This window comes from Plantactinospora siamensis, from assembly GCF_042434095.1.
Classification (GTDB): Bacteria; Actinomycetota; Actinomycetes; order Mycobacteriales; family Micromonosporaceae; genus KBS50.
Genome location: NZ_JBHLUE010000008.1, coordinates 1 through 20,807, shown reverse-complemented (window position 1 = coordinate 20,807; position 20,807 = coordinate 1). Strand labels below are relative to the sequence as shown.

Annotated in this window: 20 protein-coding genes, 1 tRNA gene and 1 pseudogene; 17 read left to right on the top strand and 5 right to left on the bottom strand. The window is 73.1% G+C overall.

Translation table 11 applies throughout. From position 1 onward, the window contains the following. Positions 1-77: 77 nt before the first annotated feature. On the top strand, positions 78-1,073 hold the full coding sequence (locus ACFFHU_RS10955; RefSeq protein WP_377337835.1) for a TatD family hydrolase: 996 nt from the start codon (positions 78-80) through the stop codon (positions 1,071-1,073). Between the two features lie 16 nt (positions 1,074-1,089). Here ACFFHU_RS10955 and ACFFHU_RS10950 read toward each other — a convergent pair whose 3' ends face one another. Next, positions 1,090-1,455 (bottom strand): hypothetical protein, encoded by a 366-nt coding sequence (locus ACFFHU_RS10950; protein WP_377337833.1) that lies wholly within the window; start codon positions 1,453-1,455, stop codon positions 1,090-1,092. Positions 1,456-1,637: 182 nt separating this feature from the next. On the opposite strand from ACFFHU_RS10950, the gene rsmA reads away from it, so the two are divergent. From rsmA to ACFFHU_RS10920, 6 genes are all read left to right on the top strand, one after another. Beyond that, positions 1,638-2,483 (top strand): 16S rRNA (adenine(1518)-N(6)/adenine(1519)-N(6))-dimethyltransferase RsmA, encoded by an 846-nt coding sequence (gene rsmA, locus ACFFHU_RS10945; protein ID WP_377337831.1) that lies wholly within the window; start codon positions 1,638-1,640, stop codon positions 2,481-2,483. Between the two features lie 32 nt (positions 2,484-2,515). Continuing rightward, on the top strand, positions 2,516-3,103 hold the full coding sequence (locus tag ACFFHU_RS10940; RefSeq protein ID WP_377337830.1) for a Uma2 family endonuclease: 588 nt from the start codon (positions 2,516-2,518) through the stop codon (positions 3,101-3,103). Beyond that, positions 3,100-4,053, top strand: a complete 954-nt coding sequence (locus tag ACFFHU_RS10935; protein WP_377337829.1) for a 4-(cytidine 5'-diphospho)-2-C-methyl-D-erythritol kinase — start codon at positions 3,100-3,102, stop codon at positions 4,051-4,053. Before ACFFHU_RS10940 ends, ACFFHU_RS10935 begins: the two co-directional genes overlap by 4 nt. 127 nt (positions 4,054-4,180) lie before the next feature. Next, positions 4,181-6,088 carry an ABC-F family ATP-binding cassette domain-containing protein gene (locus tag ACFFHU_RS10930; RefSeq protein WP_377337828.1) on the top strand — a complete coding sequence of 636 codons (1,908 nt, stop codon included), beginning with the start codon at positions 4,181-4,183 and terminating at the stop codon, positions 6,086-6,088. 201 nt (positions 6,089-6,289) lie between these two features. Beyond that, the gene (locus ACFFHU_RS10925) at positions 6,290-6,745 is read left to right on the top strand and encodes a DUF4383 domain-containing protein (protein ID WP_377337826.1); all 456 of its coding nucleotides are present in this window, start codon (positions 6,290-6,292) and stop codon (positions 6,743-6,745) included. Between the two features lie 89 nt (positions 6,746-6,834). Continuing rightward, complete coding sequence (locus tag ACFFHU_RS10920; RefSeq protein ID WP_377337825.1) at positions 6,835-7,317, top strand: DUF4383 domain-containing protein; 483 nt, start codon at positions 6,835-6,837, stop codon at positions 7,315-7,317. A 90-nt stretch (positions 7,318-7,407) separates the two neighbouring features. Here ACFFHU_RS10920 and ACFFHU_RS10915 read toward each other — a convergent pair whose 3' ends face one another. Continuing rightward, positions 7,408-8,088 carry a TetR family transcriptional regulator gene (locus ACFFHU_RS10915; protein ID WP_377337824.1) on the bottom strand — a complete coding sequence of 227 codons (681 nt, stop codon included), beginning with the start codon at positions 8,086-8,088 and terminating at the stop codon, positions 7,408-7,410. A 115-nt stretch (positions 8,089-8,203) separates the two neighbouring features. Next, positions 8,204-9,166: an acyl-CoA desaturase gene (locus ACFFHU_RS10910; protein WP_377337823.1), complete on the bottom strand. Its 963-nt coding sequence runs from the start codon at positions 9,164-9,166 to the stop codon at positions 8,204-8,206. 140 nt (positions 9,167-9,306) lie between these two features. On the opposite strand from ACFFHU_RS10910, the gene ACFFHU_RS10905 reads away from it, so the two are divergent. The 9 genes from ACFFHU_RS10905 to ACFFHU_RS10865 all read left to right on the top strand — a co-directional run bounded on the left by ACFFHU_RS10905 (position 9,307) and on the right by ACFFHU_RS10865 (position 17,203). Continuing rightward, positions 9,307-9,498: a hypothetical protein gene (locus ACFFHU_RS10905; protein ID WP_377337821.1), complete on the top strand. Its 192-nt coding sequence runs from the start codon at positions 9,307-9,309 to the stop codon at positions 9,496-9,498. Between the two features lie 46 nt (positions 9,499-9,544). Next, positions 9,545-9,615: transfer RNA gene (locus tag ACFFHU_RS10900), tRNA-Gln, on the top strand. Positions 9,616-9,687: 72 nt separating this feature from the next. Further along, positions 9,688-11,238, top strand: coding sequence for a bifunctional UDP-N-acetylglucosamine diphosphorylase/glucosamine-1-phosphate N-acetyltransferase GlmU (gene glmU / locus ACFFHU_RS10895; RefSeq protein ID WP_377337819.1), 1,551 nt, complete (start codon positions 9,688-9,690; stop codon positions 11,236-11,238). Between the two features lie 53 nt (positions 11,239-11,291). Beyond that, complete coding sequence (locus tag ACFFHU_RS10890) at positions 11,292-12,272, top strand: ribose-phosphate diphosphokinase (protein WP_377337817.1); 981 nt, start codon at positions 11,292-11,294, stop codon at positions 12,270-12,272. A 243-nt stretch (positions 12,273-12,515) separates the two neighbouring features. Then, complete coding sequence (locus ACFFHU_RS10885) at positions 12,516-13,205, top strand: 50S ribosomal protein L25/general stress protein Ctc (RefSeq protein WP_377337815.1); 690 nt, start codon at positions 12,516-12,518, stop codon at positions 13,203-13,205. A 75-nt stretch (positions 13,206-13,280) separates the two neighbouring features. Further along, a complete protein-coding gene (gene pth, locus ACFFHU_RS10880) occupies positions 13,281-13,871 on the top strand; it encodes an aminoacyl-tRNA hydrolase (protein WP_377337813.1) in 591 nt (196 codons plus the stop codon). Between the two features lie 210 nt (positions 13,872-14,081). Continuing rightward, entirely contained in the window at positions 14,082-14,921 is an 840-nt protein-coding gene (locus ACFFHU_RS10875) for a 3'(2'),5'-bisphosphate nucleotidase CysQ (RefSeq protein WP_377337811.1), read from the top strand. 51 nt (positions 14,922-14,972) lie between these two features. Continuing rightward, entirely contained in the window at positions 14,973-15,884 is a 912-nt protein-coding gene (gene cysD, locus ACFFHU_RS10870) for a sulfate adenylyltransferase subunit CysD (RefSeq protein ID WP_377337809.1), read from the top strand. A 2-nt stretch (positions 15,885-15,886) separates the two neighbouring features. Further along, complete coding sequence (locus ACFFHU_RS10865) at positions 15,887-17,203, top strand: sulfate adenylyltransferase subunit 1 (RefSeq protein WP_377338249.1); 1,317 nt, start codon at positions 15,887-15,889, stop codon at positions 17,201-17,203. A 48-nt stretch (positions 17,204-17,251) separates the two neighbouring features. Here the strand turns inward: ACFFHU_RS10865 and galK are convergent, their stop codons facing one another. After that, entirely contained in the window at positions 17,252-18,397 is a 1,146-nt protein-coding gene (galK, locus tag ACFFHU_RS10860) for a galactokinase (protein ID WP_377338248.1), read from the bottom strand. Between the two features lie 119 nt (positions 18,398-18,516). Further along, positions 18,517-19,500 carry a UDP-glucose 4-epimerase GalE gene (galE, locus tag ACFFHU_RS10855; RefSeq protein ID WP_377337807.1) on the bottom strand — a complete coding sequence of 328 codons (984 nt, stop codon included), beginning with the start codon at positions 19,498-19,500 and terminating at the stop codon, positions 18,517-18,519. 312 nt (positions 19,501-19,812) lie between these two features. Here galE and ACFFHU_RS10850 point away from each other — a divergent pair. Continuing rightward, positions 19,813-20,715, top strand: a pseudogene (locus ACFFHU_RS10850) (hemolysin family protein); the annotation flags it as partial. Positions 20,716-20,807 lie beyond the last annotated feature (92 nt).

Genomic DNA, 20,807 nt, shown 5'->3' with positions numbered 1-20,807 from the left:
ACAACTGATGAGCAGGTTGCGGGGTGATGCTCGGCACCCACGGCCGCCGGGCGCGCGGTGTGTGATGCTTTCGGGCGATGAGCGAACCAACCGAGTCCCGTCGCCAGCGCGCCGCCCGGCGTGCCGGTGAGTTCCCGCCCGCGCCCGAGCCGCTGCCGGTTCCGGTGCTGGACAGCCACACCCACCTGGACATCACCGCCGGCGAGGCCGGCGCGCCGCCGGCCGGCCCGCCGACCACCGACGGCGTACCGCCGGCCGGCCCGCCGACCACCGACGGCGTACCGCCGGCCGGCCCGCCGACCACCGACGGCGTACCGCCGGACGGCCCGGCGGCCACCGACGGCGATCCGGTGGCGGCGCTGATCGCCGCGGCCGAGCGGGTCGGGGTGGACCGGCTGGTGCAGGTAGGGGTGGACGTCGAGTCGTCCCGCTGGGGCGCGGAGCTGGCGGCCCGGCACCCGCGGGTGCTGGCCACGGTCGCGCTGCACCCCAACGAGGCCCCCCGGCTGGCCGACCTGGACGAGGCGCTGCGGGAGATCGAGTCGCTGGCCGGCCTGGAAAGGGTACGCGGCATCGGCGAGACCGGGATGGACTTCTTCCGCACCGGCGAGGAGGGCCGGGCCGCGCAGGAGACCAGCTTCCGGGCGCACATCGCGATCGCGAAGCGGTACGGCAAGGCGCTGGTCATCCACGACCGGGACGCGCACGCCGACGTGCTGCGGATCCTGGACGACGAGGGCGCCCCGGACACCGTCGTCCTGCACTGCTTCTCCGGCGACGCGGAGTTCGCGGCCGAGTGCGTCCGCCGGGGCTACCTGCTCAGCTTCGCCGGCACCGTCACCTTCGCCAGCGCCGGCGCGCTGCGCGAGGCCGCCCGGATCACCCCGCCGGACCAGCTGTTGGTGGAGACCGACGCCCCGTACCTCACGCCCACCCCGCACCGCGGCCGGCCCAACGCGTCGTACCTCGTCCCGCTCACGGTCCGGGCGCTGGCCGACAGCACCGGGGCCGACCTGGGGAAGCTGTGCGAGGCCATCTCCGCCGCCGGCGACCGGACCTTCGGCCCGTGGTAAGGATGGGGCAGCCCGGCTAGGCCGTACCGTCGAGCGGATGGGCGCGGCAGCCGAGCCGGGCGCCGATCTCTGCGAGCCGGGTGGCGAACTCCGCCGGGGCGTTCCGAAGAGGCTTGTGGGTGACCGGCCACATCAGCCAGCGTGGATTGCCGGTCAGGTCGAATATCTCGTGGCTGACCAGCGTTCCCGCCTCGTGCGGCGCGATCCTCGTCTCACCGCGGTACCACCAGCCGCCCTGCAGGGTGAGTAGCCCGGCCGCGTGGTCGCGCTCCACGGTGCGTACCAGCGGGTCCACGGGCGCGTCGATGATCAAGGGGGCGACCCGGTCCGGTGGCGCCTCGACAAGGCCGCGCAGCCGGACGAGCGAGCGGGGAGAGGCCATGCCGGGATTGGCCCCGGTTCGGCCGTCGTCCGTCGGCCCGGTTCGGTCTCGACCGGCCCGACCCACCCCGGACCGTAGGCTCTGGTGCCATGACCGAGCAGCGCCACCAGCGGGAACCGCGGCCGTTAAGCGGGGGCCCTTCCTATACAAAAAGCGATAACAAGGGGCCCTTCCTTTCGCCGGTGGAGATTCGGGAGCTGGCCGGCCGGCTCGGGGTGGTGCCTACCAAGCGGCTCGGGCAGAACTTCGTGCACGACCCGAACACCGTGCGCCGGATCGTCGCCGCGGCCGACCTGAGCGAGGCCGACGTGGTGCTCGAGGTGGGGCCGGGCCTCGGCTCGCTCACCCTGGGCCTGCTGCCCGCCGCCCGGCACGTACACGCGGTGGAGATCGACCCGGTGCTGGCCGGCGCCCTGCCGGCCACCGCCGTCCGGCACGCCGGTCCGGCCGCCGACCGGCTGCGGGTGCACCGCGCCGACGCGCTGCGGATCGCCGCGGCCGACCTGGACCCGGCGCCCACGGCGCTGGTGGCCAACCTGCCCTACAACGTGGCCGTGCCGGTCGTGCTGCACCTGCTGGCCGAGCTGCCGACGCTGCGCCGGGGTCTGGTGATGGTGCAGAAGGAGGTGGCGGACCGGCTCGTCGCCGGACCCGGCTCCCGGGTGTACGGCGTGCCGTCGGTCAAGCTCGCCTGGTACGCCACGGCCCGGGCCGCCGGCCGGGTCCCGCCGAACGTGTTCTGGCCGGTGCCCAACGTCGACTCCGGCCTGGTGGCGTTCACCCGGCACGACCCGCCGCGCGGCGGCGTGCCCCGGGAGCGGGTTTTCGCCGTGATCGACGCGGCGTTCGCGCAGCGCCGCAAGACCCTCCGGGCGGCCCTGGCCGGCTGGGCCGGCGGCCCGGACCGGGCGGCCGCGGCGCTGGTCGCGGCCGGGGTCGACCCCACCGCCCGGGGCGAGTCGCTGACCGTTGAGCAGTTCGCCGCGATCGCCGCGTCGGCCCCTGCCGGCGCGTCGGGCGCACAGTAGGCTGACGGCGTGCCCGCCAAGGAGGTGTACGAGTGACCGCAGCGGCCGTGCCGCCGTCGAGCGACCGGTGGTCCGGTCCGGACCTCTGGCGTCAACGACTCGGCAACTACACCGTCGAGGACGTGTTGTCCCTGCCCGACGACGCTCCCCGGGTGGAGCTGCGCGATGGAGTCATGATCGTGGTTCCCTCCCCGACCTTCGGTCATCAGAAGATCAGCACTCTCCTGTGGCACTGGCTCCGCCAGCAGGCGCCCCGTAAGCTGGAGCCGAGCATCGCCACCGGCGTGATCGTCGGCCCTGACCAGACCTTCGAGCCCGATGTCCTGCTCCTGGTCGCCGAGACGATCAACTTCGAGAGCCACTACGCCACCGCTGAGCAGGTGTCACTGGTCGTCGAGGTGGTCTCGCCCAGCACCCGGCGGCGGGACCGGCTGGAGAAGCCGGTCTACTATGCCGAGGCGGGCATCCCGCACTACTGGCGGATCGAGCAGAACCCCGTGCATGTGTACGCGTACGACCTGGTCGACGGGCGGTACGAGCTCGTTGCCGAATCTGCCGAGGAACTGGTGTTGGCCAAGCCCTTCGAGCTGCGGCTGCGCGTGCGGGACATCACCCCGTGACGGAGGCCTGGCGCCCGGAGGACGACGAGACCTCCCGGCGCGGCGCCACCGGCCCGGTGAAGGTGCACGTTCCCGCCAAGATCAACCTTCACCTCGGGGTGGGCCCGCTCCGGGCCGACGGCTACCACGAGCTGAACACGGTCTATCACGCCATCTCCATCCAGGACGAGCTGACCGCGCGCCGCGGCGACACCCTCACCCTCACCATGGAGGGCGAGGGCACCGGGGTGCTCGCGCTGGACGAGACGAACCTGGTCATCCGGGCCGCGCGCGCCCTGGCCGCGTACGCCGGGGTGCCCGCGCACGCCCGGCTGCACCTGCGCAAGCAGATCCCGCTGGCCGGCGGCCTGGCCGGCGGCAGCGCGGACGCCGCCGCGGCGCTGGTCGCCTGCGACGCGCTGTGGGGCACCGGCCTCACCCGCGACGAACTCGCCACCGTCGCGGCCGGCCTCGGCTCCGACGTGCCGTTCCTGGTCTTCGGCGGCACGGCGCTCGGCACCGGCCGCGGCGAGGCCGTCAGCCCCGTCCTGGTCCGGCCCACCACCTGGCACTGGACCGTCGCCATCGCCGACGCGGGTCTGGCCACCCCCAGCGTGTACGCCGAACTCGACCGGCTCCGCGACGCCGGCGCCGCCCCGACGCCGATGGGCAGCCCGGACCGGCTGCTCGGCGCGCTGCGCCAGCGCGACCCGGCCGTGCTCGGCGCCGCCCTCGGCAACGATCTCGAGCCGGCCGCCGTGTCGCTCCGGCCCGAGCTGGCCCGGGTGCTGGCCGCCGGCCGGTCCGCCGGCGCCCTCGCCAGCATCGTCTCCGGATCCGGGCCGACCTGCGTCTTCCTCGCCTCCGACGCGGGCCACGCCGACCGGATGGCCCGCGACCTGACCGCCGCCGACGTCTGCCGGCTGGTCCGTACGGCGCACGGCCCGGTGGCCGGGGCCCGCGTCGGCTAGACCGGCCACCGCGCCGGGAACGCGGCCGGCTGGTCGGGCGTTACCCTTGGCGGCTTCCGTACGCCGTACGCCCCGACCCGGCCCAGCTCGGCGCCGGCGGGGAGCCGAACGACAGAAAGGTGGGTTCGTGCCCAACATCGTCAACCTGGACCGGGTGTCCAAGGGCTATGGCGCCGCGGGGCCGCTGCTCACCGACGTATCCCTGGGGCTGGACGACGCCGACCGGGTCGGCGTGGTCGGGCTCAACGGCGCCGGCAAGTCCACCCTGCTGCGCCTGCTGACCCGCACCGAGGAGCCCGACGACGGGCGGGTCACCCACCGCCGGGACCTGCGGGTCGCCTGGCTGCCCCAGCAGCTGGTGCTGGACCCCGAGGCCACCGTCCGGCAGGTGGTCCTCGGCACGGCCTGGCTCGGCCAGGACATGGGGGCCGAGCACGAATGGGCCGGCGACGCGGGCGTACGGGCCGTCCTCGACGGGCTCGGCATGCCCTACCTCGGCCTGGACCAGCCGGTCGGACCGATGTCCGGCGGCGAGCGGCGGCGGGTGGCCCTGGCCGCGCTGCTGGTCCGCGAGTCGGATCTGCTGATCCTCGACGAGCCCACCAACCATCTGGACGTGGCCGGGGTGGACTGGCTCGCCCGGCACCTGGTGGCCCGGCGCGGCGCCCTGGTCGTGGTCACCCACGACCGCTGGTTCCTGGACGCGGTCTGCACCACCACCTGGGAGGTGGCCGACCGGACCGTGCGGGCGTACGAGGGCGGCTTCGCGGCCTGGACCCTGGCCCGCGCCGAGCGGGCCCGGCTGGCCGCCGCGACCGAGGCCCGGCGGCAGAACCTGCTGCGCAAGGAGATCGCCTGGCTGCGCCGGGGCCCGCCGGCCCGGACCTCCAAGCCGCGGTTCCGGATCGAGGCGGCCAACGCGCTCATCGCCGACGAACCAGAACCCCGGGACACCGTCGCGCTGCACCGGCTGGCCACCGCCCGGCTCGGCAAGCAGGTGTACGAGCTGGCGGACGTCACCCTCACCGCCGGCGACCGGCCGATCCTCGACCACCTCAGCTGGCAGGTGGGCCCCGGGGACCGGATCGCCATCGTGGGCGCCAACGGCGCCGGCAAGACCACCCTGCTGCGGCTGCTGGCCGGGGTGCGCGGCCCGGACGCCGGCACGATCCGCACCGGGTCCACCGTGCGGCCAGCGTTCCTCTCCCAGGAACTCGCCGAGCTCCCCGGCGAGCTGCGGGTGCTGGAGGCCGTCGAGGAGGTGGCCCGCCGGGTCGTCCTCGGCGACCGGGAGGTGGCCGCCTCCCAGCTCGCCGAGATGTTCGGCTTCGACGACCGGCGGCTCTGGACGCCGGTGGGCGACCTGTCGGGCGGCGAGCGGCGCCGGCTGCAGATGCTGCGGCTGCTGGCCGCCGAACCCAACGTGCTGCTGTTCGACGAGCCCACCAACGACCTCGACACCGACACCCTGGCCTCGCTGGAGGATTTGCTCGACTCCTGGCCCGGCACGGTCATCGTGGCCAGCCACGACCGGTACCTGATCGAACGGGTCACCGAGGTCGTGTACGGGATGTTCGGCGACGGCCGGCTCGTACACCTGCCCGGCGGGGTGGACGAATACCTGGCGCGGGCGGCCGACGGCGGCGTGCCCGCCCGGCGGGCCGGGTCGACCGCGGCCGGCGCGGCGGCCGGCGGCGCCGGCGGCGCCGCGGGCGCCGGTGCCGCGGGCGCCGGTGCCGCGGGCGCCGGTGCCGCGGGCGCTGGCGCCGGGACGGCCGGCGGCGGGGATGCCGGCGGCCCGGCGCCGCTCTCCGCGGCCGAGGCGCGGACCGCCAAGAAGGAGCTCAGCCGGCTGGAACGGCAGATCGGCAAGCTGGAACAGCGCGAGACCGCCCTGCACGAACAGCTCGCCGAGCACGCCACCGACTACAGCCGGGTGGCCGAGCTGGACGGCCAGTTGCGGGCGCTGCGGACCGAACGGGAACAGGTCGAGGAGGCATGGCTCACCCTCGCCGACCGGGTCGGGGACGGCTGACGGTCCCCGGTCCCCGGTTGCCGGTTGCCGGTCACCCGTCGCTGGTCGCCCGTCGCCGACCGGTGCGGGTCGGCCGGATCCGCCGGCCGGGTCGGCGAACGGCCTCGCCCGCCGTCCGGTCCGGCCGGGGGTGTCGGACGGCCGTCCGGAGCGATGCGGGACAATCGCCGGTGACACCCCCGGCACGTTGGAGACTTCGACATGGCGCACAACCCCGTCAACCATCCCGCGCGGCCGGTCTACCGGGCGATCGCCGGTCTGATCGGGCTCTACCTGGTGCTCTTCGGCATCATCGGCGTGATCCAGAACGCCGGCGAGAACCTCTTCGCCAACGACGACAACACGGTCCTCGGCCAGGGCGTCAACCTCGGCGGCTCGGTGCTGTCCGTGCTGCTCGGCGTGGTCATCCTGGCCGCCACCGGGCTCGGCCGGAACATCGACGTCCGGGTCAACAAGCCGCTCGGCTATGTCATCATGGCGCTCGGCCTGGCCGAGCTGGCGGTGCTGCGTACCCAGGCGAACCTGCTGGACTGGAGCATCGCCACGGTCATCGTCACGATGCTGCTCGGCGTGACCCTGCTGACCGTGGCCATGTACTCCTCGGTCGGCAGCGAGGACGAGGCCGAGGCGTCCCGCTCCGCCAGGCTGGTGCTCTGACGGCGCCGCAGATCGCGGGGTTTTCCGGCGGCGCGGCCGGGCCGCAGGGGACAATCCGGAAGTAACAGTCACCATGCCGAGGAGGCGTCGTGGCCCACTTTCCGGTCAACCACCCGGCCCGGCCGCTCTACCGCATCGTCGCCGGCCTCGTCGGGCTCTACATCCTGGTCTTCGGGGTGCTGGGGATCGTCGAGACCTGGGGCTCCTCGCTGTTCTCCCGGGAGAGCCACTGGGTCCTCGGCCTGCGGGTCAACCTGGCCTTCGCCCTCGTCTCGGTGGTGTTCGGCGTCGGCCTGATCATCGGCGCCTCCCGACGCGGCAACCTGGGCCACTACATGAACCTGACCGCCGGCGTGGTGTTCATGGTGACCGGGCTGGCCATGATGACCGTCCTGCAGACCCCGGCCAACTTCCTCAACTTCTCGATGTCCACGGTCATCGTCTCGCTGCTGTTCGGCCTGATCTTCCTGGCCACCGGCCTGTACGACAAGGTCGGCCCGCACCACCACGCGGCCGTCGAGAACGCCCGCCCTCGAATGCCGGAACCCGAACCGCAGAGCAGGCCGCGCTGAACGGGCCGCTCGGCCGCTCGGGACCGACGGGTCGCGGACCGGTGGATCAGGGTGCGGGCGGATCAGCGACGACTCAGCGTTGCCGGCGGGTCAGCGTTGCCGGCGGGTCAGCAGGGCCGGCTTCGGCTCCAGATGCGACAGGCCGTTCCAGGCCAGGTTGACCAGATGCGCCGCCACCGCCTCCTTGCGCGGCTTCCGCACCTCGAGCCACCAGCGCCCGGCCAGTGCCACCATGCCCACCAGCGCCTGGGCGTACAGCTCGGCCAGCTTCGGGTCGTACCCCCGGCTGGAGAACTCGGCGCCGAGGATGTGCTCGACCTGGTGAGCCACGTCGTTCAGCACGCTGCTGAAGTTGCCGGTGGCCGACATCAGCGGTGACTCGCGGACCAGCACCCGGAAGCCGCTCGTCTCCTCCTCGATGTAGCCGAGCAGGGACAGCGCCGCCTGCTCCAGCAGCTCGCGCGGATGCCCCGCGGTCAGCGCCGTGGTGACCCGGTCCAGCAGCGCCCGGACCTCCCGGTCCACCACGACCGCGTACAGCCCTTCCTTGCCGCCGAAGTGCTCGTAGACGACCGGCTTGGAGACCTTTGCCCGGGCCGCCACCTCCTCGATGGAGGTGGCGTCGAAGCCACGCTCGGCGAACACCAGGCGGCCGATCGCGATGAGCTGCTCGCGCCGCTGCGCCGCCGACATGCGTACCCGGGAACCCCGCTTGGGCGGCACGACGGCCGGCCGGGTCGGCGCGGGGGATGGGTCCGTGCCCTCCGTCACAGCCCCACCCCGTCGCTGCCTTCGCCCGGTCCGGTCGCTGTCGCTGTCGTCGCGCTCGGTCACCGTGCCATCCTGCCAGGTGGCCATTGGCAGGGGTTGTCGGGCGGAGCGCCCGTCACGAACTGACGGGCGTCTTGACCATCTTCGCGGCGATCCGCTCCGGCTTGGGCCAGCGCACGTTGTACGCCGCGCCCATCTTCTCGAAGATCCAGATCACCCGAGCCGTGGTGTCGATCTGACCGCGCAGCACGCCGTGCCGGGCACTCGTCGGGTCGGCGTGGTGCAGGTTGTGCCAGCTCTCCCCGAACGACAGGATCGCCAGCGGCCAGAAGTTCGCCGCGCGGTCGCCCTGCCGGACCTCGAACGGGCGCTCGCCGTACACGTGGCAGACCGAGTTGATCGCCCAGGTGACGTGGTGCAGCAGCGCGATCCGGACCAGGCCGGCCCAGAAGAACGCGGTCAGCGCGCCCTGCCACGACCAGGTGAGCAGGCCGCCCATGAGCGCCGGGCCCAGCGTCGAGATGAGCACCAGCAGCGGGAACATCTTGTCGACCCGGCGGATGTCCTTGTCCGCCAGCAGATCCGGGGCGAACCGCTCCCGGTTGGACAGCTCGCGGCGGAACAGCCACCCCACGTGCGCGTGGAACAGCCCCTTGGTCAGCCCCCAGAAGGAGTTGCCGAACCGCCACGGCGAGTGCGGGTCGCCCTCGACGTCGGAGAACATGTGGTGTCGCCGGTGGTCCGCCACCCACTGCACGATGCTGCCCTGTACGGCCAGCGACCCGGCCACCGCGAGGGTGACCCGCAGCCAGCGCTTGGCCTTGAACGAGCCGTGCGTGAAGTAGCGGTGGAAGCCTGCGGTCACGCCGACGCCGGAGACGTAGTACCAGGCCAGCGCGATGGCGACGTCCGTCCAGCCCAGCCAGCCGCCCCAGGCCACCGGGATGGCCACGATCAGGGCGATGAACGGCACGACCACGAAGCCCCACAGGCCGATCATGATGCCGATCGGCTGCCGCCCCTCGGTCAGCGGTTTGGGGCTACCGGGGGTGTTCGATTCGAGGAGTGCGGTGGACATGGCACCTCGCAGAGGGTGGAAGATCAGAAACTTACGCCTACGTCACCGTAACCTACGCATCCGTAGACGGCACGGCATCGCTCTCTGGCAGTTGGCTGGGAGCGCCGCATCCGTCGTACCTCCGTCCTGCCCTGCGGCGCGTGACCGATTCGGCCGAGGTCGAGGCCAGCGGCGTCCCCGTTCCGGCCCCGACCAAACGCTCCCGCGCCGACCTGCGAGCCCGCGCGCTCGAGCTGCGCCGGCTGGGCCGGGCCGTGCCGAGGATCGCCGACCAGCTGGGAATTGGGATCATGGCAGGTACGGCGGATGGGAACCCGGAGGACGGACGGTAAGGTGTGTGGGTGGCACGCCGGCTGATGCCTTGTCCGGTTTAGACCCTCCCGGGTCGTCTAATGGCAGGACGCCAGGTTTTGGTCCTGGTTGTAGGGGTTCGAGTCCTCTCCCGGGAGCTTCTGCGCGCGACGCCCGGCCGCTGGTTAGCATGAGGCGGCAGACTGCCAGCCTCTGACGGGAGCCCACCCGTGTCCCAACCCCGCACCCGCACCGTTGTCGTGCTCGCCGCCGGCGAGGGCAAGCGGATGAAGTCGGCGTTGCCCAAGATGTTGCACCCGCTGCTCGGCCGCACCCTGCTGGGGCACGCCCTGGCCGCCACCGACGGCCTCGGCGCCGAGCGCACGGTGGTCGTGGTGGGGCACGGCGCGGAGCAGGTCAGGGCCCATCTGGCCGAGGTGGCGCCGGCCGCCACCCCGGTGTTGCAGGCGGAGCAGCATGGCACCGGGCACGCCGTACGGGTAGCGCTCGACGCCGTGCCGGAGGCGACCGGAGCGGTCGTGGTGATCAGCGGCGATGTCCCGCTGCTGCGCCCGGAAACGCTGGACGGGCTGGTCACCGCGCACGAGGCCGCCGGGGCGGCGGCCACGGTGCTGGCCGCCGAGGTGGCCGATCCCACCGGGCTGGGCCGGATCGTCCGGGGCGGTGACGGCCAGCTGGAGCGGATCGTCGAGGAGCGCGACGCCAGTCCGGCGGAGCGGGCCATCCGCGAGATCAACGGCGGCAGCTATGTCTTCGACGCGACCCGGCTGCGCGCCGCGCTGGCCAAGCTCTCGTCCGACAACGACCAGGGCGAGGAATACCTCACCGACGTGTTCGGCCTGCTCGTGGGGGCCGGGGAGCCGGTGGGTGTGCACGTGGCCACCGACGCCACCGAGACGCTGGGTTGCAATGACCGGGCCCAGTTGGCCGGCCTGCGCCGGCTGCTGCGGGACCGGGTCAACGACGGGTGGATGCGAGCCGGGGTGACGATCCTCGATCCGGCGACCACCTGGATCGACGTGACGGTGCAGCTGGGCCGGGACGCGGTGCTGGACCAGAACACGCAGTTGTGCGGCGCCACCGAGGTGGCCGAGGGCGCGGTGGTCGGCCCGGACGTGACGTTGATCGACTCGGTGGTCGGCGAGGGCGCCACGGTGCTGCGCAGCCACGTCCAGGGCGCCGAGATCGGCCCGCAGGCCAGCGTCGGCCCGTACGCCTATCTACGGCCGGAGTCGCGGCTGGGCCGCAACGCGAAGGTCGGCACGTTCGTGGAGACCAAGAAGGCCACGATCGGCGCGGGTTCCAAGGTGCCGCACCTGTCGTACGTCGGGGACGCCACCGTCGGCGAGCACAGCAACATCGGCGCGGCCACGGTGTTCGTGAACTACGACGGCGTACGCAAGCACCACACCACGATCGGCAACCACGCCCGGACCGGGGCGGACAACATGTTCGTGGCGCCGGTGAACGTGGGCGACGGCGCGTACACGGCGGCCGGTTCGGTGATCATCTCGGACGTGCCGCCGGGCGCGATGGCGGTGGCCCGGGGCCAGCAGCGCAACGTCGAGGGCTGGGTGCTGCGCAAGCGAGCCGGTACGCCGGCGGCGGAGGCGGCGGAGCGGGCCGGCGCCGAGCGGGCCGGCGCGGCCGGTGCCGAGCGGACCGGGGCGGCCGGTGCGGCCCCGGCGGGTGAGCAAGCCCACCCGGGGGCCGGCGAAGGTGGCCGGCGGTGGGACGCGAGGGATACTCCAACTGAATAGCTCCTGGTCGCATCGCCAGGAAACCCCTTGAGCAAACGGGAGCGGACGAGCCGATGGGCAGCATCGTCGCCGAAAATCGTAAGAGTCTGATGCTCTTCTCCGGACGGGGATTTCCGGAGTTGGCGCTCGAGATCGGTGAGGCCCTCGGGGTGCCGCCGACCCCGACCGACTCGTACGAGTTCGCCAACGGCGAGATCTTCGTACGGTTCAAGGAGTCGGTCCGCGGCTCGGACGCGTTCGTGGTGCAGTCGATCACCCACGGCGTCAACAAGTGGGTGATGGAGACGCTGATCATGATCGACGCGCTGAAGCGTGGGTCGGCGAAGCGGATCACCGTGGTGCTGCCGTTCTACCCGTACGCCCGGCAGGACAAGAAGCACCGGGGCCGGGAGCCGATCTCGGCGCGGATGGTGGCGGACCTGTTGAAGACCGCGGGCGCCAACCGGATCCTCACGGTGGACCTGCACACGGCCCAGATCCAGGGCTTCTTCGACGGCCCGGTGGATCACCTGTTCGCGATGGACATCCTGGCCGAGTACGTCGAGCGCAAGTACGCGGGCCGGCCGATGACCGTGGTGGCGCCGGACTCGGGTCGGGTGCGGGTGGCGGAGCGGTGGACGGACCGGCTGGGCGGTTGCCCGCTGGCGTTCATCCACAAGACCCGGGATCCGTCGAAGCCGAACCAGGTGGTGGCGAACCGCGTGGTGGGTGACGTCGAGGGCCGGGTGTGCCTGATCGTCGACGACATGATCGACACTGGCGGCACGATCTGTGGCGCGGCGGACATCCTCACCGAGGCGGGCGCCGCGGAGGTGCTGGTGGCGGCCACCCACGCGCTGCTGTCCGATCCGGCCACCGAGCGGTTGAAGAACAGCCGGATCAGCGAGGTCGTGGTGACGAACACCCTGCCGCTGCCGCCGGAGAAGCGGCTCGACAAGATCACCGTGCTGTCGATCGCGCCACTGCTGGCCCGGGCGATCCGCGGGGTCTTCGACGACGGTTCGGTGACCACGCTGTTCGGCGGCCTGAGCTGACGGCGGGGCCGGGCGTGCCGGCGGGTACCCGCCCGAGGTGCGGTTTCACGCTCGGGTAGACTGGTGCGGTTGCCACGGCGAGGGGGCCCTGCGGGACGCGGATTAACGCGGGCGCGGCGGCACCGTCATCGACGCGGTGCTCCGGGTAGTGCGTGACGCTTCCGCCCCAGTGAGCCCCTTGCCGAGCACCGACGCCGTATCGAAGACGAGACCGCCGCCGCGAAAGTATCAGGAGTTTTTGCCGTGTCCGAGGTAAAGATCAGCGCCGAGCCGCGTACCGAGTTCGGCAAGGGTGGTGCCCGCCGTACCCGTCGGGCCGGCCTGGTGCCTGCCGTGCTCTACGGCCACGGCGAAAAGCCCAAGCACATCGCACTGCCGGCCCTTGAGTTCGCCGCCGCGATCCGGCACGGCGGGGCCAACCAGCTGCTGAGCATCGAGATCAGCGACGGCACCCAGGCGCTGGCGCTGCCGAAGGCGATCCAGCGGGACCCGGTCCGGGACACCTTCGAGCACGTCGACCTGCTGCTGGTCCGGCGCGGTGAGAAGGTCACCGTGGACGTGCCGGTGCAGCTGACCGGCGAGCCGGCCCGGGACACCCTGGTGATGCACGAGCACGACACGCTGTCGGTGCTGGCCGACGCCACGAAGCTGCCGGAGTCGCTGGAGGCCTCGATCGAGGGCCTGGAGGCGGGCTCGCAGGTCACCGCCGCCGACGTGAAGCTGCCCTCGGGTGCCGAGCTGACCGTGGACGCCGAGACCGTGGTCGCGGTGATCACGGCCGCCCCGACCGCCGAGCAGCTGGCGGCCGAGGGCGGCGAGGTCGAGGAGGAGCCGGCCGAGGGCGAGGAGGCCGCGGAAGGCGCCGAGGGCGCCGAGGGCGAGCCGACCGCCGCGGCGGAGGGCGAGCCGGCCGAGGCGAACGCCGAGAGCTGAGTAGTTCCGTGCCAGGCGCCCCCGTCCATCGGGGGCGCCTGTCGTCGTTTCTCCGGGTGATGTCGAGGGGCGCAGGTGTCCGAGGAAAGCCTTCCGTGGCTGGTGGTCGGCCTGGGCAATCCGGGCCGGGAGTACGCCGGTAACCGGCACAACGTCGGGTTCATGGTGGCCGACCTGCTGGCCGGGCGGGCCGGTGCCAGGTTCTCCCGGCACCGGCGGGCGGTGGCCGAGGTGGCCGAGGGACGGCTGGGCGTGGGTGGCCCGCGGCTCGTGCTGGTCAAGCCCATGACGTACATGAACCTGTCCGGTGGGCCGGTGGCGACCCTGGCCAGGTTCTACAAGGTGCCGGTCGGGCGGATCGTGGCCGTGCACGACGAGCTGGACATCCCGTACGGGCAGCTGCGGCTCAAGTGCGGCGGCGGCGAGGGCGGGCACAACGGCCTGCGGTCGATGTCGAAGTCGCTGGGGAGCAAGGACTACCTGCGGGTGCGGTTCGGCATCGGCCGGCCGCCGGGCCGGCAGGACCCGGCGGATTTCGTGCTCACCGACTTCTCCGCGCAGGAGCGCAAGGAGCTCGAGTTCCTGATCGACCGGACGGCCGACGCCGTGGAGTCGGTGCTGGAGCGCGGGCTGGAATGGACGCAGAACGCGTACCACGCCGGTTGACGGCGTCGACCGGTGTCGCTTTCCCGCGCGCCGCGCCGGGTGTGCGCCGCCGGCCGGTAGGCTGGCTCGATTCGGTGCGGCCGCGCCGCGCCGGATGCTTGCTGCCGGGTGTGCGGTGAGCGGCGGGCCGGCTGGCCCGCCCGCGGCCCGGTGCGATGAGGAGGCGATCGTGACGGTGGCGAGGCGCTCCGCTTGCGGCGGTGGGCACTGATGGCGGCTCCGCCGGTGATCGACGCCGGCTTCGCCCGCTGGTTGGCGGCCCGCGCCGGTCAGGCCCTCCTGGAGGTACGCGCCGAGCTGGGCTTCGGGGACCCGGGGGCGTTGAAGGCGGCCGGTGACAAGGTCTCGCACGACCTGCTGCGTACCGAGCTGGGGCGGTGGCGTCCGGCCGACGCCGTGCTGTCCGAGGAGGACGAGGGCTCCCGGTTGGCCTGGGCGGCCGAGGTGGACGCGGCGGCGGTGCCGCGGCTGACGGCGGACCGGGTGTGGATCGTCGACCCGCTGGACGGGACCCGGGAGTTCGCCGAGGAGGGCCGGGCCGACTGGGCGGTGCACGTGGCGTTGTGGGACCGGCGGGCCTCGACCGGGCCCGGCCTGGTGGCGGGCGCGGTGGCGCTGCCGGCGCAGCACCGGGTGCTGGGTACGGATTCTCCGCCGGCGTATCCGCCGATGACGCCGGCCGCGGCGGGAACGGAGGGCCCGGGCGGGCGGAGCATCCGGTTGGCCGCGAGTCGCAGCCGGCCGCCGGTCTTCCTGACCGACCTGGCCGACGAGGTGGGCGCCCAGCTGGTGCCGATGGGGTCGGCGGGGGCGAAGATCTCGGCGGTGATCGGCGGCGAGGTGGACGCGTACGTCCATGCCGGCGGCCAGTACGAGTGGGATTCGGCCGCGCCCGTCGCTGTGGCGATGGCCACCGGCTTGCATGCTTCCCGGATCGATGGATCTGCGTTGAAATACAACGAGGCCGATCCGCGCCTGCCGGATCTCGTGGTCTGCCGCAAGGATCTCGCTCCGCGGTTACTGGCGGCGCTGCGGCGGCACTGCGGGTAGGTTGAGCGCCGGCGACCCTACTTCACCTACCGGGAAGGTGTGGTTCACAGCATGAGCGCGACCGCGGCGTACCGGGTGTCGCACCTGGCGGAGCTCGAGGCCGAGAGCATCTTCGTGATGCGTGAGGTGGTCGCCGAGCTGGAGCGGCCGGCCCTGCTGTTCTCCGGCGGCAAGGATTCGATCGTCATGCTGCGGCTGGCCCAGAAGGCCTTCGCGCCGGCCGGCATCCCGTTCCCGGTGCTGCACGTGGACACCGGGCACAACTTCCCCGAGGTGCTCGCCTACCGCGACCGCCGGGTTGCCGAGCTGCGGCTGCAGCTGCTGGTGGCGAGCGTGCCGGAGGCCCTGGAGAGCGGCCTGGTGCGCGAGGCGGCGGACGGCATGCGCAACCGGCTGCAGACGCCGGTGCTGCTGGAAGCGGTGGAGAAATACCGCTTCAACGCGTTGTTCGGCGGCGCCCGCCGGGACGAGGAGAAGGCCCGGGCCAAGGAGCGGATCTTCAGCTTCCGGGACGAGTTCGGGCAGTGGGATCCGAAGAACCAGCGGCCCGAGCTGTGGTCGCTGTACAACGGCCGGCACCACCCGGGTGAGTCGATCCGGGTGTTCCCGCTGTCCAACTGGACCGAGCTGGACGTCTGGCACTACATCGACCGGGAGGGCCTGGCCCTGCCGGAGATCTACTTCGCGCACGAGCGCGAGGTCGTGGAGCGGGACGGCATGCTGTACGGGGTGAACGAGTTCCTCGCGGCCCGCCCCGACGAGCCGACCTTCACGGCGCGGGTGCGCTATCGCACGGTCGGCGACGCCTCGTGCACCGCCGCGGTCCGGTCCGTCGCGGACACGGTGGCCGCGGTCGTCGAGGAGGTGGCGGCGACCAGGATCACCGAGCGGGGCGCCACCCGGGGCGACGACCGGGTCAGCGAGGCCGCCATGGAGGACCGTAAGCGGGAGGGCTACTTCTGATGATGGCCGAAACGGCGGTCACCGCCACCGAGAGCCGGCCCGGCGCCGGACCGGAGGGCCGCCCGATGGACCTGCTGCGGTTCGCCACCGCCGGCAGCGTCGACGACGGCAAGTCCACGCTCATCGGCCGGTTGCTCTACGACACGAAGTCGCTGTTCACCGACCAGCTCGCGGCGGTGGAGGCGGTCAGCTCGGCGCGCGGCGACGAATACACGAACCTGGCGCTGCTCACCGACGGCCTGCGCGCCGAGCGCGAGCAGGGCATCACCATCGACGTGGCCTACCGGTACTTCGCCACGCCGCGGCGCAAGTTCATCATCGCCGACACCCCCGGGCACATCCAGTACACCCGGAACATGGTCACCGGCGCCTCCACCGCGGATCTCGCGCTGATTCTGGTGGACGCCCGAAAGGGCCTGGTGGAGCAGTCCCGGCGGCACGCGTTCCTCTGCTCCCTGCTGCGGGTGCCGCACCTGGTGCTGTGCGTCAACAAGATGGACCTGGTCGACTGGTCGCCGGAGGTCTTCGAGCGGATCGCCGACGAGTTCACCTCGTTCGCCGCCAAGCTGGAGGCGCCGGATCTCACGGTGGTGCCGGTCTCGGCGCTGCACGGCGACAACATCGTCGAACGGTCCGGGAACATGCCCTGGTACGAGGGGCCGTCTCTGCTGCACCACCTCGAGCGGGTGCACATCGCCTCGGACCGCAACCTGGTGGACGTCCGCTTCCCCGTGCAGTACGTCATCCGCCCGCAGTCCACGACCGTCACCGACTACCGCGGCTACGCCGGGCAGGTGGCCTCCGGGGTGCTCAAGCCGGGCGACGAGGTGATGGTGCTGCCCTCCGGCTTCACCACCCGGATCGCCGGCATCGACACCGCGGACGGTCCGGTGGAGGAGGCGTACCCGCCGATGTCGGTGACCGTGCGCCTGGCCGACGAGCTGGACGTGTCGCGGGGTGACCTGATCTGCCGGCCGAACAACGCGCCCGCGGTGGCCCAGGACATCGAGGCGATGATCTGCTGGCTGGACGAGAGCCGGCCGCTGCAGGTGGGCGGGAAGTACGCGGTCAAGCACACCACCCGGTCGGCCCGGGCGGTGGTGCGCGGTCTGCAGTACCGGCTCGACGTGAACTCGTTGCACCGGGACGAGTCGGCGACCGCGTTGGCTCTCAACGAGATCGGCCGGGTCCGGCTGCGTACCACGATCCCGCTGCTCGCCGACGAATACCGGCGCAACCGCACCACCGGGGGTTTCATCCTCATCGACGAGACCACCAACCGGACGGTCGGCGCCGGCATGATCGTCGAGGCGAGCTGAGCCTCCCCGGCCGGGGCGACGATCATCGGTCGGGGCGATCCGCCCGGGTCAGCTCAGCCGGTGCGCGCCGGGACCGGGCAGCACGGTGAACGATCGGGGCCGGGTGAAGCCCCGGTCCGCGAAGGCGCCCGTCACCGCGGCGGCCACCGCGTCGGCGAAGGCGGCGTCCACCAGCGCCAGCACGCAGCCGCCGAAGCCGCCGCCGGTCATCCGAGCGCCGTACGCGCCGGCGCTGAGCGCGGCGGTCACGGCGGTGTCCACCTCGTCCACCGTGATCTCGAAGTCGTCCCGCATCGAGGCGTGGGAGGCGGTGAGCAGCGGCCCGATGTCCCGGATCCGCCCGCTGCGTAGCAGCTCCACGGTCTGGCGCACCCGCTGGTTCTCGGTCACCACGTGCCGCACGCGCCGCCGCAGCACCTCGTCGGGCAGCCGGTCCAGCGCGGCCGGCAGGTCGTCGGCGTCGATGTCCCGCAGCGCCGGCACGCCCAGCCGGCGGGCCGCCTCCTCGCACGCCCGGCGGCGGTCGGCGTACTCGCCGTCGACGTGCCGGTGCTCGGCGCGGGTGTCCACGACGACCATGGCGAGGCCGTCGCCGGCGAGGTCGAACGGGATGTGTTCGACCTCCAGCGAGCGGCAGTCGAGGAACAGCGCGTGACCCTCCCGGCAGCGGATGGACGCGGACTGGTCCATCACGCCGGTGGGCGCGCCGACGTACTCGTTCTCGGCCCGCTGCGCGAGCCGCGGGCGGTCGTCGACGGGCAGATCCAGGTCGCCGAGGTCGGCCAGCGCGGTGAGCACGGCCGATTCGATGGCCGCCGAGGAGGACAGCCCGGCCCCCAGCGGGACGTCGGAGGCGATGGCCAGCTCGGCGTGCGGCACCCGGTGGCCGGCCTCGCGCAGCGCCCAGACGACGCCGGCGACGTACGCCCCCCAGTCCGGCACCGCCCCCGGGGCCATGCCGGCGTCGTCGAACGAGATCCGTTCGCCGTTCATCTCCGACCAGGCGGACCAGTTGGGTCGCCGGGCCGCGGCGGCCGCCACCACGGTGTGCTGGGGCAGCGCGAACGGCAGCACGAAGCCGTCGTTGTAGTCGGTGTGCTCACCGATCAGGTTGGCCCGGCCGGGCGCGACCCAGTAGCCGGCCGGGTCGCCGCCGTACTCGGTCCGGAAGCCGGCGAACGCCCGCTCGGCCACCGGATCCCCGGCGGCCGGCTGCGCGATACCGGCAGCCGGCTGCGTGGCATCGGTGGCCGGCTGCGTGGCATCGGTGGCCGGCTGGGCGTCGCCGGCGGGGTCCGGCCGGTCGGTGCCGGTCACGACCGCTCCAGGATCTGGTCGCGGTAGAAGGCCCAGGCGTCGGTCACCATGTCGTGCAGGGTGGGCTTCTCCGGGGTCCAGCCGAGCTCGGTGCGGGCCAGATCGGCGGAGGCAACCAGCGCGGCCGGGTCCCCCTCGCGGCGCGGCGCCACCTCGACCGGCAACGGGTGGCCGGTGACCTCGCGGACCACGTCGGCCACCTGCCGGTTGGTGAACCCGCTGCCGCTGCCCAGGTTGAACACCCGGTGTTCGCCGGGCCGGGCCGCGGTCAGCGCCAGCAGGTGGGCCCGGGCCAGGTCCGCCACGTGGATGTAGTCCCGTACGCAGGTGCCGTCGGAGGTCGGGTAGTCGTCACCGAAGATCTGCAGCTTCTCCCGTCGGCCCGCCACCACGTCCAGGGCGATCGGGATGAGGTGCGTCTCCGGGGCATGCCGCTCGCCCAGCGCCACGCTGCCGGCCAGGTACGCGCCGGCCACGTTGAAGTAGCGCAGCGACACCGCCGCCAGGCCGTGGGCGACGGCCTCCGAGGTGAGCGCCAGGTCGACGGCGAGCTTGGTCGAACCGTACGTGTTGGTCGGGGCCGTCACGGCGGTTTCCCGGATGGGCAGCTCGGTGGGGTTGCCGTAGACGGCCGCGGTGGAGGAGAAGACCAACCGGGGCACCTTGGCGGCGCGGACCGCGTCGAGCAGCGCCAGCGAGCCGACGGTGTTGTTCTGCCAGTACAGCTCGGGCTTGATCATCGACTCGCCGGCCTGGATCAGCGCGGCGAAGTGCAGGACGCCGTCGAACCCGGCCTCCGGCGTGATCACCTCGGCCGCGTCGTGCACCCGGCCCTGGACGAACTCGGCCTCGGGGGCGAGCGCAACGGAATGCCCGGTGCGCAGGTCGTCCAGCACCACGACCCGATGGCCGGCGTCCAGGAGCATCCGGGTGACGATGCTGCCGATGTATCCCGCACCGCCGGTGACCAGCAGTTTCACCGTCTGTCCTCCCTGTCGGCCGCCGGGCGGGCGGCACTCGACCGACCGCCTCCGCCGAAGGGCGGCGGGCCCGCGGCTCAGCCTACGGCCGGGCCGCGGGGCGGGTCCGGCCGGTCACCCGTTCATATTCGCACAGAGTCAAACGCAAACGCACACCGCGGGCGTGGCGTACGCCGCTTCCGTACCGCGCGGCGCGCGCCTGCTGTCTACCATTTCGGCATGCGGGAAGCCGCCAGTACCGGGCCCCGGCGACGACCGCCGGGGCGCCCACAGAGACAGCCCGGGCCCGTCGCCCGCGGCGTCGCCCGGGTCGTGGTCCGGGCGGCGGACGCCGCCACCCGGCTGGTCACCGACCTGCTCGGCGTCAGCCCGAGCGCGGGGCGGGAGCGGATCACCGAGGCGGAGCTGCGGGAGCTCGTGGCCGCGAACACCCGGCTCGACCCGGTGGAGCGGCGGATCATCGCCGAGGTCCTGGCGGCCGGCGCCAGCCTGGTACGCGAGGTGATGATGCCGCGGACCGAGGTGATGTTCCTGTCCGCCGGCCTGACCGTGGCCGACGCGGCGGCGCTGGCCAGGAACGAGACGCATACCCGCTACCCGGTGGTCGACGGCACCCACGACGACGTGATCGGCTTCGTGCACCTGCGGGACCTGCTGTTGCACCCGAGCGAGGCCGGATGCACGGTCCGCGAGCTGGTGCGCGAGGTCAAGCGGATCCCGGGCAGCAAGCGGGTGCTGGCCGCGCTGACGGAGATGCGCCGGGAACGCCACCATCTCGCCGTCGTGGCCGACGAGTACGGCGGCACCGCCGGCATCGTCACGCTGGAGGACCTGATTGAGGAGCTGGTCGGCGAGATCCACGACGAGTACGACACCGACCCCGACCCGGTGGCGGCCGGGTTCGCCGTCGAGGCGGACGGCCGGCTGAACCTCGCCGACTTCGCCGAACGGGCCGGGATCGAGCTGCCGGCCGGGCCGTACGAGACGGTCGGTGGGTTCGTGATGGCCGCGCTGGGTCGGCTGCCGGCGGTGGGCGACGAGGTCGAGGTCGTGGTGCCGATCGGCGACGCCGGCGGTGCCGGCCGGTGGGCGCTGCGGGTGCTGGCCCTGGACGGGCGCCGGATCGACCGGCTCGCCATCTCGCCCGCCCGGCCCGCCGCGGCGGACGTACCGGTCCAGGCCAGGCCCGCGCCGGCCCCGCCCGGCCCGCCCGCCCCGCCGCCCGCGGCGGCCAAGCCCGCCCGGCTTCCCGAGCCGCCCGAGCCGCCCGAGCCGCCCGAGCCGGCCGCGCCCGCCCGGCTGCCCGA

Excerpts from the sequence above, each read along its gene's own strand:
- ACFFHU_RS10890 (WP_377337817.1), top strand. The coding sequence starts at position 11,292 with ATGGGCAGCATCGTCGCCGAAAATCGTAAGAGTCTGATGCTCTTCTCC.
- cysD (WP_377337809.1), top strand. The coding sequence starts at position 14,973 with ATGAGCGCGACCGCGGCGTACCGGGTGTCGCACCTGGCGGAGCTCGAG.
- ACFFHU_RS10865 (WP_377338249.1), top strand. The coding sequence starts at position 15,887 with ATGGCCGAAACGGCGGTCACCGCCACCGAGAGCCGGCCCGGCGCCGGA.
- ACFFHU_RS10925 (WP_377337826.1), top strand. The coding sequence starts at position 6,290 with ATGGCGCACAACCCCGTCAACCATCCCGCGCGGCCGGTCTACCGGGCG.
- ACFFHU_RS10950 (WP_377337833.1), bottom strand. The coding sequence starts at position 1,455 with ATGGCCTCTCCCCGCTCGCTCGTCCGGCTGCGCGGCCTTGTCGAGGCG.
- ACFFHU_RS10875 (WP_377337811.1), top strand. The coding sequence starts at position 14,082 with ATGGCGGCTCCGCCGGTGATCGACGCCGGCTTCGCCCGCTGGTTGGCG.
- ACFFHU_RS10955 (WP_377337835.1), top strand. The coding sequence starts at position 78 with ATGAGCGAACCAACCGAGTCCCGTCGCCAGCGCGCCGCCCGGCGTGCC.
- ACFFHU_RS10910 (WP_377337823.1), bottom strand. The coding sequence starts at position 9,166 with ATGTCCACCGCACTCCTCGAATCGAACACCCCCGGTAGCCCCAAACCG.